This window comes from Chryseobacterium sp. CBTAP 102 (assembly GCF_003201365.1).
In the GTDB taxonomy this organism is placed as follows: Bacteria; Bacteroidota; Bacteroidia; order Flavobacteriales; family Weeksellaceae; genus Chryseobacterium; species Chryseobacterium candidae.
Genome location: NZ_QICX01000017.1, coordinates 45,322 through 62,341 on the forward strand (window position 1 = coordinate 45,322; position 17,020 = coordinate 62,341).

Below are 17,020 nucleotides of genomic sequence, written 5' to 3' on the forward strand. Positions count from 1 at the left end.
TTGAGGCCTTTTGTGTAAAAAAAAAATAAAACAATGTCAGAAGATAACGAAGATTTTTTAGATGAAGAATTGTTAGATTCCAACAGTATCGAAAATATCGATATTGACGAGGAAAATAAAGGTTTGTATGAGCATCTTAATATCACTGTTGACAGCAAGCAGGAACCCTTAAGAATAGATAAGTTCCTATTAATATACAGGCAGAATTCTTCAAGAAATAAAATTTCACAGACCTGCAGAGCCGGAAATGTGATAGTGAACGGAACTGCAGTAAAGCAGAATTACCGGGTAAAACCGGGAGATCAGATTTCTGTACTGCTTACCCACCCTCCTAGAGAGAATGTTATTATTCCACAAGATATTCCGGTGAATATCGTTTATGAAGATGATGACCTTGTTGTTGTGGATAAGGAAGCTGGAATGGTGGTACACCCCGGATTCGGAAACTGGGACGGAACATTGGTGAATGCACTGGCTTTTCATTTTGAAAAGAACGGGGAGAAATCTGATCTTGACAGGGTAGGATTGGTTCACAGGATTGATAAAGATACCTCAGGACTACTGGTGATCGCCAAGAATGAATATGCATTGAGCTTCCTTGCAAAACAGTTCTTTAACCGAACTACGAAAAGACTGTACTGGGCTTTTGTGTGGGGAAATATGCAGGATGAAGAGGGAACCATCAGAGGTCATATCGGAAGGCATCCTAAAAACAGAATGCAGATGTCTGTTTATGAAGATGGCAGCCAGGGGAAACATGCAGTGACACATTATAAAGTCCTTGAAAGATTCAAATATATGACCTGGGTGGAATGTAAACTTGAGACCGGAAGAACACATCAGATCAGGGCACATTTCAGACATATCGGGCATACTTTGTTTAATGACGAAAGATATGAAGGACATACGCCTTTAAGAGGGATAAATCTTCCGAAATACAAGCAATTTATTAAAAATGTTTTTGAAATTTTGCCAAGACATGCCCTTCATGCCCATACCCTTGGATTTATACACCCAACCACAAAAAAGGAATTATATTTTGAAAGCCCAATGCCCAAAGATATGGCGGATGCTGTAAAAAAATGGAGAAATTATTTAGAAAACTAAAAATATATTGAGAATTTTTTTATATTTGTTGAATTGAAATCAAGATTTGTTATGAGAAAACTATATGCTATCGTATGTTTAGCTCTTTTGTCAAATGCATACAAAGCACAAGAATCACTACCATACTATCAGCAATATCTTTTGGATGGTGAGTTCCTGTTCAACCCAGCTCAATACGGAAAAACAGATTACGTACAGCTCAACGCCAATTATCAACAACAATTTTCAAAATTCAGTAATTCTCCTAATGTTCAGTCAATCGGGATTAATGCGAATATCTTTGATAGAGTAGGTGCTGGTATTTCCGTATTCAGAGACAGTAACGGACCGATCTCTGCGGGTGGTATCACGGCTGGTGCTTCATATTTTATTCCGCTAAGTAGTGAAGGAGACAGAAAAGACCAGTTCTCTTTCGGTACAAGTGTTAACTTCTATAATATGAATTTTGACTATTCAAAAATCAATACGGAAGAAGGTGGTGATCCACTATTAAGAGGGGAAGAAAGTAACATCTTTATGGTGTATGCCAACTTCGGTTTGGCGGCTACCTACAGAGGCTTATTCGGGGGTGTTTCCGTAAATGATATCGCATTAAGTAATGATGCTTCTATCGTAAACAACTATGAGCCTTCTCCAATTAAATTCTTCTTAAATTTAGGATACAACTGGAACATTGCTGATAATATTACCATTGCACCGTCAGCATTAATCAACCTTAATACAAACTCAACAAGAATGGTCGACTGGAATTTGATGGCGACATTCTCCAATGATATTAATGCATTCTCTTTCGGGGTAAGCTACAGAACGGTTCAGAACAGATTTGACAATCAGAACCTGAGCATCTCTCCAATTGTAAAAGTAAGATTCAACAAATTCATGATTGGAGCTACTTATAACCTTGGATTATCCGATATTCAGAGCTATGGTGGAAACAGCTTCATGATTGGTCTGGGATATAACTTCGACAACTTCATTAATGCCAGAGGATTTAGATACTAATTAATTTAATTTAAATAAATTTGAGCTCTGAAATTTTTCAGAGCTTAAATTAATTTAATTTAAATAAATTTGAGCTCTGAAATTTTTCAGAGCTTTTTTATGATATATATTCACATTCCGTTCTGTAAACAAAAATGCAGCTACTGTAACTTTCATTTTTCAACATCCCTGAATTTTAAGGATGAAATGCTTCACGCCATGAAAACTGAAATATTACTGAGAAAGGATGAATTGCAGAACAAAGACCTGAAATCCCTGTATTTTGGAGGCGGAACTCCCTCTATTCTCTCTGTGGATGAAATCAATTCTTTAATAGATGAAGTATTGCGGAATTTCAGCTTTGAAAAAGATATTGAAATCACACTGGAAGCCAACCCTGATGATCTGGATAAAGATTTCTTAAAACAACTGGCAGGAACACCAGTGAATAGACTGTCCATTGGTACTCAAAGTTTTTTTGAAGAAGATCTGAAACTCATGAACAGGGCTCACAGTGCTTCCGAAGCAGAAAGCTCTATCAAACGAGCACAGGATTTCGGCTTTGAAAACCTGAGTATTGATCTGATCTACGGTTCACCCACTTCCAATCTTGAAATCTGGAAAGAAAATCTGAATAAAACCATTGTCTTAGAAGTTCCTCATATTTCCTCATATGCATTGACTGTTGAACCCAAAACTGCTTTGGAAAACTGGATATCAAAAGGAAAAGTAAAAAGTCCTAAAGAGGAAGAACAAAACAAAGAATTCTATTATTTATCTGACTTTTTAAAAGATAATGGTTTTGAACATTATGAAGTTTCCAATTTTGCAAAACCAGGCTTCTATTCACGCCACAATTCTGCTTATTGGAAATACCAGGAATATCTTGGAATTGGTCCTTCGGCACATTCTTATAACGGATTTGATGTCAGAAGCTGGAATGTAGCCAATAATCAGCAATACATCAAAAAGCTTAATGATAAATTATTAGCCAAAGAAGAAGAAATTCTTTCCAAAGAAGATCAGTTTAATGAAATGATCATGATCGGCTTACGAACTATTTGGGGCGTAGATTTGGAAAGTTTAAAAAATAAATTCTCAGATAGAGAACTGGAGCATTTTCAAGCAGAAATCAAACCGAAAATAGAAGACGGAATTTTACTTATTGAAAATGACCATTTAAAAATTCCTGAAAAGCATTGGTTTATGGCCGATGGAATTGCTTCGGATTTGTTTATTGTATAACAGTTTGTTGTATATGGTATACTAAAAATTCATTATTTTTGTATAAAATTTCAGCTCATTTGAAAACGAAAAAACAAGATTTTTCACATCTTTCATCCAACCAGCCTATCGGAATTTTCGACAGTGGAGTAGGAGGTCTTACCGTTGCCAAAGAAATCAAAAGACTTCTTCCTAACGAAGATCTGATATACTTTGGAGATACAAAGCACCTTCCTTACGGAGAAAAGTCCAAGGATGCGATTATTGAATACTCTACCAAGATTACCAATTTTCTGCTGGAGCAGAACTGTAAAGCGATTGTAATTGCCTGTAACACGGCAACGGCTAATGCTTTGAATGAGGTTATGCAGTCAGTTGCAGGAAAAGTTCCGGTCATAGACGTTATTAATCCTGTTGCTGAAAAGGTATCTTATGAAATCCATACTAATGTAGGAGTGATTGCCACCAAAGCAACTGTGAATTCAGGATTGTATAAAAAGAGCATCCGAAAACATAATAAATGGATCAAAGTAGACGAACTGGCTACACCATTATTGGTTCCTGCTATTGAAGAAGGTTTTAAAAATCATCCGATCACGCACGCTATTATTTATAATTATTTAAGTAATAATAAATTAAAAAATATTGAAACGTTGATTCTGGGCTGTACCCATTATCCACTTTTAATAGATGAAATCAAACAGTATTACGGAAACAGAGTCCGTGTGATAGACTCTCCGAATATTGTAGCCAATCATCTGAAGATCATTCTGGATAAGTACAATCTCTTAAATGATCATAACTCAAAGCCCAATTATCATTTCTATCTTTCGGATATTACCAAGAACTTTGAGAAAATCTCTAAGAAATTCTTCGGAAAATCAATTGATTTGGAATTGAAAGTATTATAAATAGAAAAGTCTGCCTCATCTTGAAGCAGACTTTTTTATTAGTGTTCTTTGTGAAAAAGATCGTGAAGTTTGTGTTTAAAACTAAGCCTCCACAATTACTTTCTCAGCATTCAGCCTTTTCTTCGGATTGAATTGAGGCTGATTAGCATCTGCTTCATCTCTTTCCCCGATAGCTACGGCAAATAACGTCTCATATTTTTCATTATTCAGAATAGCATCATATCCTTCAGGTTCAATTCCTTCCATAGGAGTAGAATCTATTCCCATTGCTGCACAAGCAGATAAAAGTACCCCTAGTGACAAATATACCTGATGCCCAAGCCATGATTTTATGGCTTCTTCTCCTTTAGGTTTTACCATGGTGCGGTAATAATTAACAGCACCTTCCGGAAGGTTTTCCTCTATTTGTTTTTCAAAGTTTTCTACATTTTTGATCACCTGAAAGACAATAACATGGCTGCTGTCCAACACTTTTTCTTTATTAAAATAAGACTTATCCCCCAATTGCTTTTTCAGTACCGGATCATTAACGAAAATAAAATTCCATGGCTGGCTGTTAATGGAGGAAGGACTTAAATGTAAGATCTCCTGAAGTGCTGCAATTTGTTCTTCACTGATTTTTCCCTGTGGGTTATACTTTTTTACAGTATACCTGTTTTTCATTTGGTCTAAAAAGTTCATAATTTTATACTATCATTTTTATAGTTACAAAAGTAATTTAAGTTTATTAACTTTGCAATAACGGTAAAAAATGATAGTATAAAAAATGTATACAATTGATAATAAATCCTATCCCTGCTGTACCAGCGTTACGATGAAATTTATAGGAGGGAAATGGAAAGCAGTAATCTTACATCACCTTATTGGCGGAGCCAAACGGTATAACGAGATAAGAAAGTCTATTCCTACCATTACGGAAAGAACATTAAGCTTGCAGCTAAAACAGCTGGAAGAAGACGGAATTGTTGAGAGAAAAGTTTTTACGGAAAAACCTCCTTTAGTGGTGGAATATGAATTGACAGATTTTGGAAAGACACTTCTGCCTGTTTTGGAAGCGATCACAAAATGGGGCGAAGCTGCTCCGATAATTTCAAAAAAAATAATCAGGAATTAAAGTTCCTGATTATCTTCTTTATTCGGTTCAAAAAAACTGAAACTTACGTTTCCATATTTTCGGGTATCTGTTAAATTAGGATGGTCAAGCTTCATACGGCTTTGGTGCTCTACAATGAGAACTCCATTTTCCTTCAGGTATTTATTGTTTAAAACCAAAGAAATCAATTCATAATACTTCTTTTCTTCCATTTCAAAAGGAGCATCAGAGAAAACAATTTCAAAAGATTTTTTATTTCTGAATTTTTTAAGCCAGTCAAATACATCACCTCTCTGTACATTGATCTGAAGTGCCATATCAAGCTCAGAAGCAGTAGAATTGATAAATGCGGTATGCTTTGGATTCAATTCTACAGAAGTAACATTTTGACATCCTCTGGAAGCAAATTCAAAGGTAATAGAGCCAATTCCTGCAAAAAGATCAAGCACGGAAACCGACTGCATATCATATTTGTTTTCCAGAATGCTGAATAAAGCCTCCTTCGCAAAATCGGTGGTAGGCCTTACTTCAAAGTTTTTTGGAGCGGCAATTTTTTTGGCTTTCCATTTGCCTGATATTATTCTGAACATATTTTTTGTTAGGGTTTAGGTGGTAAATTATAGGTAGCAGGTGACTGTGTCTAGTATTCAATTCCTATTACCTGCGGCCTGCAACCTAGTTAAGTATAAAATTCTTATTGGGAATATTGTCAAAAACAATTTTCAGGTTTTTAACAAATTTCTGAAGTTCGGAGATGAAGGTTTCATTTTCCGTAGTTTCTCCATAAGCATAAAAGCTGGTTTCATTGATTCCAAAACCTATCTTACTCAATGTAAACATAATGAAGTAAAGGAAATCTACTTCTGAGTTGACATCAAGGTTATTATAAAGGATTATTTTTTTATTGTCAATCGCAAAAAACTCACATTGGTTATGATAAAGATTGATGTGAATTTCCTTGCCTGCCTTGTTATTGATCGAACTTAGAAACTTTTCCCCTGAAAAATTAAAATGAACCGGTATAGCCAGCTCTTTTATTTTCTTATAATAGTTTTTCGGAAAAGTATAATAAAACTGAATATTGAATTTTTTGTTGATAGAAAGCATCAGCTCTTCCTTTTCTCTGTCAGTCGGAGCGTTGAAAGCGATCAGGTCAAATCCTGCCTCATGCTCAGAAAAACCTTCAGGCATCAGGGTAAAATGATTAAAAGCTGAAATCACATGGATTTCTTCATAGCGCTGCTTAATAAGAACTTCATCCAGCTTTTGATCAATAAGATTGGCTGGTGTCTCTTCAGTAACGAAATAAGACTTTTCCTCCAGAATGTTTTTGTTCTTAACAATCTGATAGATCAATCCGTCTTTGGTAAAAAGTAAATTAAGTACGTTCATATTTCAATTCCTGCAAATTTAGTGAAATTCTACCATTACCGCACCCGATTGATGGTGAAGTATTTCCTTATTATAAAAATCAATATTAACCTGGCTTTCCAGTACGTCCCGAACCATCCTCTGCAACGTCCCGTCACCAATGCCGTGAACAATTTCCAGTCTTTTCAGGTTGTTCTTTCTGCAAAACTCAATCACTTCAATCAGTCTTTCTTTTTGTATAAATAGTCTTTCGAAGCTGTCATAGTCATTGGGATTCTTTACCAAATTATGAAAATGCAGGTCTAAAACCAAATGATTTTTCTGATGTTTCTTAGAAATGATTTTTTTAGGCTCGGCTTTTCTTACGACTCTGATATTTTCATAGAGATCCGAATCTTTAGGAACCAGTTTTTCTTTGGGATATTGATGGGTAAAGCCATATTCATCTTTAAAAACGGCAATATTTCCCTTCACGGAAGTAATTACCCCGCTTAAATCCTCGTCCACTACCGAAACCTTATCGCCGATCTTCATATTTTTTTAAGACTTGTCTGAACCCAATATTTGTGCAAAGGTAGAAAGTAAAACGAATGAACACAAACTCCTTTTTCTTCAAACTCTCAAGCTCTCTCACTTATCACACTCTTGATCCCAGTTCAATAACTTCCAGATCCTTGATTTCCTCACCATCCACCACAAAACGCATCATCGTTCTTACTTTATGCCATCCCTGTTTTCCACACGCGCCGGGATTCAGATGGAGAAGACTGTTTTTTTCATCATACATTGCTTTCAAAATATGAGAATGACCTGAAATAAATAATTTCGGTGCTTTTTCAGCAATTTCTTTTTTAGTGAGTGGAGCGTATTTTCCAGGATAACCCCCAATGTGAATCATCAACACTTCCAGGTTTTCACAAAAGAAACGGTTGACTTCCGGAAACTCAGCCTGAATTTTGGCATTATCAATATTTCCGTAAACGCCTTTCAGAGGCTTTATTTTTTCAAGCTGTTCAATCACATCCAGACTTCCGAAATCTCCGCAATGCCATACTTCATCGGCCTGAGAAGCATATTCCAGGATCCGGTCATCTATATAAGAATGAGAATCGGAAAGGAGAAGAACTTTTGTCATGTACTGCCATTTTTAAAACTGCAAATATAAAGAAGCTTTTATCAATTCACAGGAGATCCTAATCAGTAATATTTTTTGTTTTTCTGATAGAATCCAGTTTCATTTCAATAGCTGCACTGAAAACCTTTTTTAGTTTTAGTTGATTTTCCGTAAGCTTTGAAATAACAAAAGTACCAGTCATATTGGTATTGGAAGGAAAGACCAGAGTCACTGTAGAATCTGAAGCTTTTTTCCAGCTCCCGATATAACGGTCTGGTTTTTCACTTTTTTTAGTAACAGGTTCTTCCAAAGTATCATACCTTAAAGTAGATTTAATCAGATTCCCTGTAATTTTTCCGTTTTTCTGAAATCTGATCCCTTCTCTTCTTGCCTCAAAACCATCCTGCTTTTCATAAGTATAGATATAAGTATCCATTTTACTTAAATTCCAGGTTTGTAAAAGCAAAGGATTGGAAGTTCTGTCCTGGGCTTTGATACCACTGATAGTGAAAAGAGAGAAAATACAGATAGAAATAGGCTTTTTCATGAATACTGCTGATTTATCGTAAAGTTTTAGCACGGCTAAAATTAGCATCGCTTAATATTTAGTAAATTTGGGAAAATTAAAATAAACAATGAAACAGAAACTTTCTTTTTTCATTTTTCTTTTGACCGTAGGATTGGCCAATGCGCAGGTTGAAGAAAAAAAGCTGGATGAGCTGATCCGGAACACCCTGAAAACCTTTGATGTACCCGGAATGTCGGTAGGAATTGTAAAAGATGGAAAAGTAACCTATTCCAAAGGCTTTGGAGTTCGTTCTCTTACTACGAAGCAGCCTATGGACGATAATACATTAGTGGGAATTGCTTCCAACTCCAAAGGGTTTACCTGTGTGGCATTAGCAATTCTTGCGGATGAAGGAAAACTGAACTGGGATGATAAAGTTTCAAAGTATATTCCTGAATTTCAAATGTATGATCCTTACGTTTCTCAAAATGTAACGATCAAAGACCTTATCACGCACAGAGCGGGATTAGGACTAGGGCAGGGAGATCTTATGTTTTTTCCGGAAGGGGGAAGCTTAACAGTTAATGATATTGTTCATAACGTGAGATACCTGAAGCCTGAAAATCCTTTCAGAACAACACTGGATTATAACAATATCATGTTTATTGTTGCCGGAGAAGTAATTCACAGAGTTTCCGGATTAAGCTGGGCAGAATTTATTGAGCAAAGAATTATGAAACCGGCGGGAATGACTTCAAGTTTCGGAAGTTATAACAGAGCAAAAGCTATAGCAAACAAAATTGATGCGCACGCTCCGGTAGATGGAAAAGCAATTGCTGTTCCTCACGACTGGAACGAAACAGGTAATGCAGCAGGAGGAATTATGAGTAATATCAAAGATATGACGACCTGGGCAGAATGTCTGTTGAATAATTTCACCACAAAAGATGGTAAAAAACTGGTTTCGGATAAGAATGTTCAACAACTTTGGAGTCTGCAGATTCCAGATAGAGTGGCTGCAAAAAACCCTTATGACACAAGTTTCTATGGATACGGTTTAGGATGGTTTTTGAGCGATGTTAAAGGACACAAACAGGTACAGCATACCGGAGGATTGATCGGAACGGTTACCCAATTTACTTTAATTCCGGATATGAAACTGGGAATTGTAGTATTGACGAACCAACAGTCCGGAGCCGCTTTCAATACCATTACGAATACCGTGAAAGATTCTTATCTTGGGATAGCAGACAGAAACTGGCTGAAAACCTATAGCGACAGAATGTCTAAAATGGAAGCTGAATTCAATAAACAGAAGAAAGATGCTTTTGCAAAATCTGAAGCCTTTAAAAAAGAAAAATCTTTACAGCCAAAAGCAGAACAGTTTACAGGAACTTACAATGATGTATGGTTTGGTGATGTAGAAATTACACAACAGGGAAATAGCTACAGAATTGCGTGCAAAAACTCTCCAAGGTTAAAAGGAGAGCTGCTTCCTTATTCCAATAATTCTTTCATTATCAAATGGGACGACAGAAGCTATGATGCGGATGCCTACATTATTTTCAATTATGATGAAACCGGAAAAGCAGAATCTGCAAGATTAAAAGCAATTTCTGACGTAACAGATTTCAGTTTTGATTTTGATGATCTGGATTTGAAAAAGAAGTAAAAAGCGAAAGCATAAAAGATATTCTATAAAGAACGGGCATTGGTCCGTTCTTTTTTGTTGCTCAAACACGAATTGCGTTAATTGTTCACAAATAACACTAATATTTTACTGAAGGAGGTTAAGGTCCTGCTGTGCTAAGGAAAGATCTGTGTTAAAATGTTGCTTTTCAAAGAAATTTTTTAATTCAAGAAGTCTTTTTTTATTGTCATAATGGATGCTTGAATTCAGTTTTCTTTGACATAACGAGCAGGCTCTTGCCAGGTGATAATCAGTTTCCGATAATGAATTGGTTCCGTTCATCACACAGTTGGCATTCAGGCAGTGGCTGATTCCGAACATATGGCCAATTTCGTGTGAACTGATTTTTATTAATCTTAAAAGACTTTCATTAAAATTTGAATCAGTTAAATGACCGTTGGCAAATCTATACATCGATGTTACTCCTACACCATCTTCATAAGAAGCCAGTCCGAAAATATAATTCCATTCCGGTTTTGGAAAAAGGTCTTTTTCGGTAATTCCCATCAGTACTACAGCGTCTTTTGGTTTTCTTTTGATAAGAATGCTGTCCAGTATATATCCTGCCAGTAACTGTTCCTGTCCTTCTTTTGTCCTTCTTTTGACGTTCTCAGGAAAGATGGTGTTAGGCAGAGCAGGCAGTATTTTTGTTTCCAGCTGGTAATATATTTTTAAGTATTCTTTTGTGAGAGCTATTTCCTTTTTCTGAAGTTCATCAAAAGTTCCGATAGGCTGAAGATAGATGGTGTTTTTTCCAGGTTCGGGTTTTATTTTTTTTAATTTCTGAAAATCTTCAAATGTTTGGAAATGTTCATCATGATTGTACCTCCAGCTTCCGGGGTTGGGGGAAGAGGAAAGTTTTATGTCATTCTTTACGATAGACTCATAGTAAGTTTTGTTCTGTTTCTGACATGAGAAAAGAAGAGTAATTATTGTGACATAAAAAAATAAGGATGTAAAATTATATTTTCCCAGGCTCATAAAAGAACAGCAGTTTCTTTTTAGCCCCATCAAATTCAGACCAGGATTCACAGTCTACCTCAAAACCAGCCACTCCGCAGGTGGGGAAATGGAAAATATCCTCAGAAATGGAATTGGCAAAATTGGAAATTCCATTATTGTGTGAGAAGAAAGCTACCGAATTCAGGTTATCATCCAGATCATAAATTACAGATTCAAAACTTCTTTCCGAAGGATTATATAATTTTTCATCAGTTGAACAATTTAACTGATACGCCTGATTAAAAATTTTACAGGTGTTCAGTGCACGAACCGCGGGGCTGGACACAAAATGATCAATGGAAATATTATTGTTTTTCAGGAATCTGGACATGTGCATAGCATCCTCCAGACCTTTGTCTGCCAAAGGTCTGTCAAAGTCCTCCGTTTCTTCCGGCCAGTCGCTTTTTGCATGTCTTACGAGGATGAGTTTCTTCATATAATTGTTTTTTGGAAGATTAAAATTATAAAAAAAATAATGGAATAAAACATGATTTATATAAAAAAACTGCGTTATGAATAAAATCAGTAAATTTTACTAAATTTGCAGACTTATGGGACAAATCCTTGCAATAGACTACGGAAAGGCTCGTTGTGGTATCGCTGCAACGGATGATATGCAGATTATAGCCAGTGGGCTGGAGACTGTAGAGAACCGTTCTCTAATGGATTTTTTGAAAAAATATTTCAATGAAAACAAGGTCGATGAAGTCGTAATTGGACTTCCCATAGATTTGAAAGGAAACGTTTCAGAAATAGAAACGGATATTTTAAAATTCATAGAAGAATTTAAAAAAGAATTTTCGGATATTGCGGTTCACCGTTTTGACGAAAGATTTACTTCCAAAATGGCTTCATTCTTTATTTCCCAAAGTGGAAAAAACAAAAAGAAGAGGCAGGAAAAAGGGTTAATAGATAAAGTAAGTGCAACCATCATATTGCAGAATTTTTTAGAACAAAGATTAAGATGATATTACCGATAAGAGCTTTTGGGGATCCTGTTTTGAGAAAAGTAGGAAAAGATATAGAAAAAGACTATCCCGAATTACAGGAACTGATAGATAACATGTTCGAAACCATGTACAGCGCAAATGGCATAGGTCTTGCAGCGCCACAGATTGGTTTGGATATCCGTCTGTTTGTGATAGATGTAACACCTCTTGCAGAAGATGAAGATTATGAAGATATTAAAGATGAGTTGGCAGAGTTTAAAAAAGTATTCATCAACGCTCAGATTCTTGAAGAATCAGGTGAAGAATGGAAGTTCAATGAGGGCTGTCTTTCTATTCCGGATGTAAGGGAAGATGTAAAAAGAAAAGGAACAATCGTTATTGAATATTATGACGAAAATTTTGTGAAACATACAGAAACTTTTTCCGATATTAGAGCCCGCGTAATTCAGCATGAATATGACCACATTGAAGGAGTTCTGTTTACCGATCACCTTAGCGCTCTGAAGAAGAAACTGGTAAAAGGTAAGCTGACTAAAATCTCTCAGGGTGACGTAAACATCGGTTACAAAATGAGATTTCCAAAGTAATTAAATAAGGATTAAAACGAATAATAAAAAGCAAAAAGCCAGTGCTGATTGCAGAATTTACAAAAAATAAAATTATGCTGTTAGAAAAAATAATTTCAATTTCTGGAAAACCAGGACTTTTCAAATTAGTTTCTCAATTAAGAAACGGATTCATCATTGAAGATGTTACCAACAAGAAAAAAGTAAGCATTGGAAACTCAAGCCAGGTAAGTTTATTGGACAATATTGCCATGTTTACATTTGAGAAAGAAGTTCCGTTATTTGAAGTATTTGAAAATATTGCTAAAAACAACAATTATAAGGAAACTATTTCTCACAAATCTTCTGAGGCAGATTTGAAAGATTTCATGTTGGCATCTCTTCCTAATTATGATACAGAAAGAGTATACGCTTCTGATATCAAGAAATTGGCTCAATGGTACAACATCCTTCACAAAGCAGGATACATCACTCCTGATAGCTTTGTAAAAGCAGAGCCTGAAACTTTAGAAGGTGAACCTGCTGCAGAAGAAGTAAGCATTGAAAAAGATACTAAAAAAGCAGCTCCAAAAGCAGAAAAGCCTGCTGCTCCAAAAGTAAAAGCTACTTCAGCTGCAAAATCAGCTCCGAAAAGCACACACAGAAAACAAGGATAATTCATTTTTGAATTAAAATATAAAACCTTGTCCGGAAATTCCGGACAAGGTTTTTTGTTTTTTCAAACAAAAGATAATTACATGCTAGTATTCCAAACCTAGCAGGTTTTGAAAATCTGTTAGGTTTCCATATCGAATCTATCAGGATTCTGCACTTCGCAACTTTTACTTCGAACGTTTGTAATGATGTCCGAATATCCCTTACATTTGTATAAGATTGAATTTTCAAACAATGAATACGAAACAAGAGAAACTGGAGGCCTTCGGAAGATTACTGGATATTATGGATGACTTGCGTGAAAAATGTCCGTGGGATCAGAAACAAACGTTAGAGTCTCTTCGCCATCTTACCCTTGAGGAGACCTATGAACTCTCAGATGCTATTTTGCAGAATGATTTACAGGAAATAAAGAAAGAGCTGGGTGATGTTTTGCTTCATCTGGTTTTTTATGCTAAAATTGGTTCTGAAAAAGAAAGTTTTGATATAGCAGATGTCATCAATTCACTTAATGAAAAGCTGATCTTCCGCCATCCTCATATCTATGGTGATACTGAAGTGAAAGATGAAGAAGAAGTGAAACAGAACTGGGAAAAATTGAAACTGAAAGAAGGAAATAAGTCTATTTTAGGCGGAGTTCCGAAAAGTCTGCCTAGTTTGGTAAAAGCCTACAGAATTCAGGATAAAGTGAAAGGAATAGGTTTTGAGTTTCACGATGCAGAAGATGCATGGAAAAAGGTAGATGAAGAGATTCAGGAGTTTCATGCGGAGACTGATCTGGATAAGAAAGAACAGGAGTTGGGTGATGTATTTTTCTCTTTGATTAACTATGCAAGAATTTCAGGAATCAATCCTGATTCTGCCTTGGAAAGAACCAATCTCAAATTTATTTCAAGATTTCAAAAGATGGAAAGTCTGGCTGAGGAACAGGATCTGAAACTGGCAGATATGTCTCTGGAAGAAATGGACGTTCTCTGGGAAAAAGCAAAAAAACTTTCATAATTCCTGATGGGAACAATTAATGCTTCTTACACTCAATTAAAATAATAAAAATAGATATGTTACGTTTGCTTATTTTACCTGCTTTGCTTTTATTAAGCTGCAATCCAAAAGCTCAGAATTCTCCCACTAATGAGGATGAATTGAAAGTTCAGTTTACCTTACCTAAAAAGTTGAAGGAAGTTTCCGGAATTACTTTATCAAAGGATAAGAAAACAATCTGGGCAATAGAGGACAGAGGAAATGAAAATGCAATATACGGACTGAGCGATAAAGGTGATATGCTGGCAAAAATACCGGTAGAAAATGCTGAAAACACAGACTGGGAAGATGTTATATCTGACTCTCAGGGAAATATTTATATCGGAGATTTTGGTAATAATGATAATAACAGAAAGGATCTGGCGATCTTAAAAACAGATTTGAAAGACAGTAAACAAATTGTTACTAAAGTTGTTCAGACCACAAAATTTCATTATCAGGGACAGACTGAGTTTCCTCCAAAAAAATCAAATTTGCTGTATGACTGTGAAGCTTTTGTTGAAATGGACGGGAATTTTTACTTATTCACCAAAAACAGAAGCAAAGGTTTTGACGGAACTTTCCTTGTATTCCAGGTACCCAATAAAGAAGGTTATTTTGAAGCGAAGTTAATAGGAACACTGAAGCTTCAGGGTGGATATAATGATGCCGCGATTACATCTGCAACCATCAACAGTACAAAAGATAAAATTGTATTGCTGACGCATAAAAATATACATGTTCTTACCGGATTTACCGCTAACGATTTTAATTCTGCTAAAATTCAGAAAATTCCATTAAATCATAATTCCCAGAAGGAAGCCCTTGTTTTCTTTGATGATAAAACATTAATGATTGCAGATGAGAAAGGGAAGAATGAAGGTGGAATGGTGTATACTTTTTCTTTAAACTAAATTTTTATAAAATAAACCAACCAACCATGAAAAAATTACTTTACATTTCACTTGTGCTGAGTTTGTTTTCCTGCAGCAACAGTGATGACACGACCGAAGATACTCCATCTCCAATTGTACATACAGAAAAAGCTTATGTATATAATACGGATGGTGTAGGAACAGTACCTAACCCTAAAGAATACTATGAGTTTACTTATGAAAACGGAAATTTAGTCAATGTTAAAGGACGACTTTTGCCCGTATTCTTTCAAATGTTTAACATATTTTTCTCCGAATTAACTACTCAATTATCTTATAATGGTAACAAAATAAAGGTAAGTGTTTTAGAATTTGCTGGCATTTCCAAACATGATGAATATCTGTATTATATGGAAAACAGCAGACCCCAAAAAGCTGAATATTATTATGTTAATAAAGACACAGGGAATTCTCCCATAGTATATACAAAAACTTACACCTATGAGCAGGATAGAGTAGAAAAGACGTCTATAAAATTTAATAATGCAGCCAATACTGAATATGCTACAACATATTATTACGATGACAAAAATAACCTTATCAAATCTGAGATGCTTGAAACAGGAAATGGGGTAACTTATCAACGAACCACTACTACTTATTCTGATTTTGATAATGCTGCAAATCCATTTAAAAAACTTTATCTCATTAATGATGTTTTCTATGAGAAAAGCTTATCTGCTAATAATTTCAGAACAATAGAATCTGTTGTTGAAAGATTAAATCCTAATAGCAGTATTCCCCCAAAAATATCGAAAAAAACTTGGACCTATAAATATGATGTCAACGGACAAGTACTATTGTACTTTCCATTTCCATAAAAGATAAAATAAAACCCCACAAGAGAAATATGTGGGGTTTTTAAATAGATGAATGTTATTGAAGTGATTGAAGTTTATAGTGTTTACGGAGTAAGGTAAGAGATATGAATATTTCCGCTTGATAATCTGAAATCCTGAGTATAACGACAGCGTATTCTGAAGGTTTCTCCTGTATTGAAAAAATTAATAGAGGAAAGATTATGATTCAATCCTGTTGTACGTTCGCCATGACCTGTTGATATTCCTGCAAGAGTTGTAAGGGTAGGCGATACTTTTTGGATATAGGAATTGGCTGTTCCTGCAGTTTGCCCTGATGGATTTAAATTGAGATCATACGTCACATAAGGAACAATATTGTAAAATCCCGGTTTTACTACTGTGAAAAGTCCGGTGGTAGAATTATACGTTAAATAAGCAGTATCAATCTTATTGCTTACATTGAAAACATAAGTCTGCGAATAACTTTCATGAGTATTAACCGGAGTAGAATGAGTACCTGTATAGCTTCCGCTTGCGGGACTGATGTTTGTTTTGTTTCCCACATATATTACCTTTAAGAAGTTTTCAGATTCAATCGTTTTCCATACCGGAGCATTACCCACTCCATTTGACATTAAGACCTCGCCCTTGTTTCCGGAATTACCTCTTGTTTTATCATCTCCGCCTACATTCAGGTCTTTAACTACCTGAAGTGAGCCATTGACATGTAAAGTATTTTGGGGAGTTGATGTTTCAATCCCTATCTGTGCATTTAAATGTATGAACATAAAAAATAATGCCATATACAATAGCTTTTTTTTCATCATTTGTTGATTTTTTAATTGGCACAAATATAAAATGTTTTTAAAATGTCTGTTTTTTAAGGAATTCATAAACATATTGAACTATGTCTTGTTTTTACTTATGTAGCTGAAAAATATGACTCTTATTTAAAAGCCATATTTATTTTATCAGTAAAAAATGTGAGTTGAAAGTTTGAATTATTAAATTTTATTAAAATTGAAGTTTTTTTAAATATTCAGGTTGAATTAATTTAATATATTGTTAAACAATGCTTTATGTTTTATTTGTAA

21 protein-coding genes are annotated in these 17,020 nt (G+C 35.2%); 12 read left to right on the forward strand and 9 right to left on the reverse strand.

Annotated features, from left to right (window positions below; translation table 11 throughout):
- Positions 1-33 precede the first annotated feature (33 nt).
- From C8D70_RS18835 to murI, 4 genes are all read left to right on the forward strand, one after another.
- Complete coding sequence (locus C8D70_RS18835; RefSeq protein WP_170872093.1) at positions 34-1,107, forward strand: RluA family pseudouridine synthase; 1,074 nt, start codon at positions 34-36, stop codon at positions 1,105-1,107.
- A gap of 51 nt (positions 1,108-1,158) precedes the next feature.
- On the forward strand, positions 1,159-2,109 hold the full coding sequence (locus tag C8D70_RS18840) for a PorP/SprF family type IX secretion system membrane protein (protein ID WP_076597165.1): 951 nt from the start codon (positions 1,159-1,161) through the stop codon (positions 2,107-2,109).
- A 99-nt stretch (positions 2,110-2,208) separates the two neighbouring features.
- Positions 2,209-3,333 (forward strand): radical SAM family heme chaperone HemW, encoded by a 1,125-nt coding sequence (gene hemW / locus C8D70_RS18845; protein WP_110368354.1) that lies wholly within the window; start codon positions 2,209-2,211, stop codon positions 3,331-3,333.
- A gap of 59 nt (positions 3,334-3,392) precedes the next feature.
- Positions 3,393-4,223, forward strand: coding sequence for a glutamate racemase (murI, locus tag C8D70_RS18850; protein ID WP_110368355.1), 831 nt, complete (start codon positions 3,393-3,395; stop codon positions 4,221-4,223).
- 81 nt (positions 4,224-4,304) lie between these two features.
- Here murI and C8D70_RS18855 read toward each other — a convergent pair whose 3' ends face one another.
- Complete coding sequence (locus C8D70_RS18855) at positions 4,305-4,904, reverse strand: nitroreductase family protein (protein WP_076597167.1); 600 nt, start codon at positions 4,902-4,904, stop codon at positions 4,305-4,307.
- An 85-nt stretch (positions 4,905-4,989) separates the two neighbouring features.
- On the opposite strand from C8D70_RS18855, the gene C8D70_RS18860 reads away from it, so the two are divergent.
- The gene (locus C8D70_RS18860; RefSeq protein WP_076597168.1) at positions 4,990-5,337 is read left to right on the forward strand and encodes a winged helix-turn-helix transcriptional regulator; all 348 of its coding nucleotides are present in this window, start codon (positions 4,990-4,992) and stop codon (positions 5,335-5,337) included.
- On the opposite strand, the gene C8D70_RS18865 is transcribed toward C8D70_RS18860, so the two are convergent.
- From C8D70_RS18865 to C8D70_RS18885, 5 genes are all read right to left on the reverse strand, one after another.
- Entirely contained in the window at positions 5,334-5,906 is a 573-nt protein-coding gene (locus tag C8D70_RS18865; protein ID WP_110368327.1) for an RsmD family RNA methyltransferase, read from the reverse strand. The genes C8D70_RS18860 and C8D70_RS18865 overlap by 4 nt on opposite strands.
- Positions 5,907-5,991: 85 nt before the next feature.
- The gene (locus tag C8D70_RS18870; protein ID WP_110368328.1) at positions 5,992-6,708 is read right to left on the reverse strand and encodes a DUF3822 family protein; all 717 of its coding nucleotides are present in this window, start codon (positions 6,706-6,708) and stop codon (positions 5,992-5,994) included.
- Positions 6,709-6,726: 18 nt separating this feature from the next.
- Positions 6,727-7,221 (reverse strand): Smr/MutS family protein, encoded by a 495-nt coding sequence (locus C8D70_RS18875; RefSeq protein ID WP_076597171.1) that lies wholly within the window; start codon positions 7,219-7,221, stop codon positions 6,727-6,729.
- A gap of 103 nt (positions 7,222-7,324) precedes the next feature.
- Positions 7,325-7,822: a metallophosphoesterase family protein gene (locus C8D70_RS18880; RefSeq protein WP_110368329.1), complete on the reverse strand. Its 498-nt coding sequence runs from the start codon at positions 7,820-7,822 to the stop codon at positions 7,325-7,327.
- A gap of 58 nt (positions 7,823-7,880) precedes the next feature.
- On the reverse strand, positions 7,881-8,348 hold the full coding sequence (locus C8D70_RS18885) for a hypothetical protein (protein ID WP_136521046.1): 468 nt from the start codon (positions 8,346-8,348) through the stop codon (positions 7,881-7,883).
- An 88-nt stretch (positions 8,349-8,436) separates the two neighbouring features.
- Between C8D70_RS18885 and C8D70_RS18890 the strand changes: the two genes are divergently transcribed.
- On the forward strand, positions 8,437-9,981 hold the full coding sequence (locus tag C8D70_RS18890) for a serine hydrolase (protein WP_110368331.1): 1,545 nt from the start codon (positions 8,437-8,439) through the stop codon (positions 9,979-9,981).
- 105 nt (positions 9,982-10,086) lie between these two features.
- Here C8D70_RS18890 and C8D70_RS18895 read toward each other — a convergent pair whose 3' ends face one another.
- Positions 10,087-10,980 carry an archaemetzincin gene (locus C8D70_RS18895; RefSeq protein WP_110368332.1) on the reverse strand — a complete coding sequence of 298 codons (894 nt, stop codon included), beginning with the start codon at positions 10,978-10,980 and terminating at the stop codon, positions 10,087-10,089.
- The gene (locus tag C8D70_RS18900) at positions 10,961-11,437 is read right to left on the reverse strand and encodes a SixA phosphatase family protein (RefSeq protein ID WP_062675602.1); all 477 of its coding nucleotides are present in this window, start codon (positions 11,435-11,437) and stop codon (positions 10,961-10,963) included. Before C8D70_RS18900 ends, C8D70_RS18895 begins: the two co-directional genes overlap by 20 nt.
- A gap of 115 nt (positions 11,438-11,552) precedes the next feature.
- On the opposite strand from C8D70_RS18900, the gene ruvX reads away from it, so the two are divergent.
- The 6 genes from ruvX (at position 11,553) to C8D70_RS18930 (ending at position 15,947) form a co-directional block, all read left to right on the forward strand.
- A complete protein-coding gene (gene ruvX, locus C8D70_RS18905) occupies positions 11,553-11,969 on the forward strand; it encodes a Holliday junction resolvase RuvX (RefSeq protein WP_076597176.1) in 417 nt (138 codons plus the stop codon).
- Positions 11,966-12,538, forward strand: a complete 573-nt coding sequence (gene def / locus C8D70_RS18910) for a peptide deformylase (protein WP_076597177.1) — start codon at positions 11,966-11,968, stop codon at positions 12,536-12,538. The genes ruvX and def overlap by 4 nt, the downstream gene beginning before the upstream one ends.
- 74 nt (positions 12,539-12,612) lie before the next feature.
- On the forward strand, positions 12,613-13,173 hold the full coding sequence (locus C8D70_RS18915) for a DUF5606 domain-containing protein (protein ID WP_076597178.1): 561 nt from the start codon (positions 12,613-12,615) through the stop codon (positions 13,171-13,173).
- Between the two features lie 232 nt (positions 13,174-13,405).
- Complete coding sequence (gene mazG, locus C8D70_RS18920) at positions 13,406-14,173, forward strand: nucleoside triphosphate pyrophosphohydrolase (protein ID WP_076597179.1); 768 nt, start codon at positions 13,406-13,408, stop codon at positions 14,171-14,173.
- A 56-nt stretch (positions 14,174-14,229) separates the two neighbouring features.
- A complete protein-coding gene (locus C8D70_RS18925) occupies positions 14,230-15,105 on the forward strand; it encodes an SdiA-regulated domain-containing protein (protein WP_110368333.1) in 876 nt (291 codons plus the stop codon).
- A 26-nt stretch (positions 15,106-15,131) separates the two neighbouring features.
- Positions 15,132-15,947, forward strand: a complete 816-nt coding sequence (locus C8D70_RS18930) for a hypothetical protein (protein ID WP_110368334.1) — start codon at positions 15,132-15,134, stop codon at positions 15,945-15,947.
- 83 nt (positions 15,948-16,030) lie between these two features.
- Here C8D70_RS18930 and C8D70_RS18935 read toward each other — a convergent pair whose 3' ends face one another.
- Positions 16,031-16,753: a hypothetical protein gene (locus C8D70_RS18935; protein ID WP_076597182.1), complete on the reverse strand. Its 723-nt coding sequence runs from the start codon at positions 16,751-16,753 to the stop codon at positions 16,031-16,033.
- Positions 16,754-17,020 lie beyond the last annotated feature (267 nt).

What these genes read in the sequence shown, in the direction of transcription:
- C8D70_RS18840 (WP_076597165.1), top strand. Translation starts at nt 1,159, where the DNA reads ATGAGAAAACTATATGCTATCGTATGTTTAGCTCTTTTGTCAAATGCA.
- ruvX (WP_076597176.1), top strand. Translation starts at nt 11,553, where the DNA reads ATGGGACAAATCCTTGCAATAGACTACGGAAAGGCTCGTTGTGGTATC.
- C8D70_RS18895 (WP_110368332.1), bottom strand. Translation starts at nt 10,980, where the DNA reads ATGAGCCTGGGAAAATATAATTTTACATCCTTATTTTTTTATGTCACA.
- C8D70_RS18875 (WP_076597171.1), bottom strand. Translation starts at nt 7,221, where the DNA reads ATGAAGATCGGCGATAAGGTTTCGGTAGTGGACGAGGATTTAAGCGGG.
- C8D70_RS18860 (WP_076597168.1), top strand. Translation starts at nt 4,990, where the DNA reads ATGTATACAATTGATAATAAATCCTATCCCTGCTGTACCAGCGTTACG.
- C8D70_RS18855 (WP_076597167.1), bottom strand. Translation starts at nt 4,904, where the DNA reads ATGAACTTTTTAGACCAAATGAAAAACAGGTATACTGTAAAAAAGTAT.
- C8D70_RS18925 (WP_110368333.1), top strand. Translation starts at nt 14,230, where the DNA reads ATGTTACGTTTGCTTATTTTACCTGCTTTGCTTTTATTAAGCTGCAAT.
- def (WP_076597177.1), top strand. Translation starts at nt 11,966, where the DNA reads ATGATATTACCGATAAGAGCTTTTGGGGATCCTGTTTTGAGAAAAGTA.
- mazG (WP_076597179.1), top strand. Translation starts at nt 13,406, where the DNA reads ATGAATACGAAACAAGAGAAACTGGAGGCCTTCGGAAGATTACTGGAT.
- C8D70_RS18880 (WP_110368329.1), bottom strand. Translation starts at nt 7,822, where the DNA reads ATGACAAAAGTTCTTCTCCTTTCCGATTCTCATTCTTATATAGATGAC.
- C8D70_RS18930 (WP_110368334.1), top strand. Translation starts at nt 15,132, where the DNA reads ATGAAAAAATTACTTTACATTTCACTTGTGCTGAGTTTGTTTTCCTGC.
- C8D70_RS18915 (WP_076597178.1), top strand. Translation starts at nt 12,613, where the DNA reads ATGCTGTTAGAAAAAATAATTTCAATTTCTGGAAAACCAGGACTTTTC.
- hemW (WP_110368354.1), top strand. Translation starts at nt 2,209, where the DNA reads ATGATATATATTCACATTCCGTTCTGTAAACAAAAATGCAGCTACTGT.
- C8D70_RS18870 (WP_110368328.1), bottom strand. Translation starts at nt 6,708, where the DNA reads ATGAACGTACTTAATTTACTTTTTACCAAAGACGGATTGATCTATCAG.
- C8D70_RS18900 (WP_062675602.1), bottom strand. Translation starts at nt 11,437, where the DNA reads ATGAAGAAACTCATCCTCGTAAGACATGCAAAAAGCGACTGGCCGGAA.
- C8D70_RS18835 (WP_170872093.1), top strand. Translation starts at nt 34, where the DNA reads ATGTCAGAAGATAACGAAGATTTTTTAGATGAAGAATTGTTAGATTCC.
- C8D70_RS18890 (WP_110368331.1), top strand. Translation starts at nt 8,437, where the DNA reads ATGAAACAGAAACTTTCTTTTTTCATTTTTCTTTTGACCGTAGGATTG.
- C8D70_RS18935 (WP_076597182.1), bottom strand. Translation starts at nt 16,753, where the DNA reads ATGATGAAAAAAAAGCTATTGTATATGGCATTATTTTTTATGTTCATA.
- C8D70_RS18865 (WP_110368327.1), bottom strand. Translation starts at nt 5,906, where the DNA reads ATGTTCAGAATAATATCAGGCAAATGGAAAGCCAAAAAAATTGCCGCT.
- C8D70_RS18885 (WP_136521046.1), bottom strand. Translation starts at nt 8,348, where the DNA reads ATGAAAAAGCCTATTTCTATCTGTATTTTCTCTCTTTTCACTATCAGT.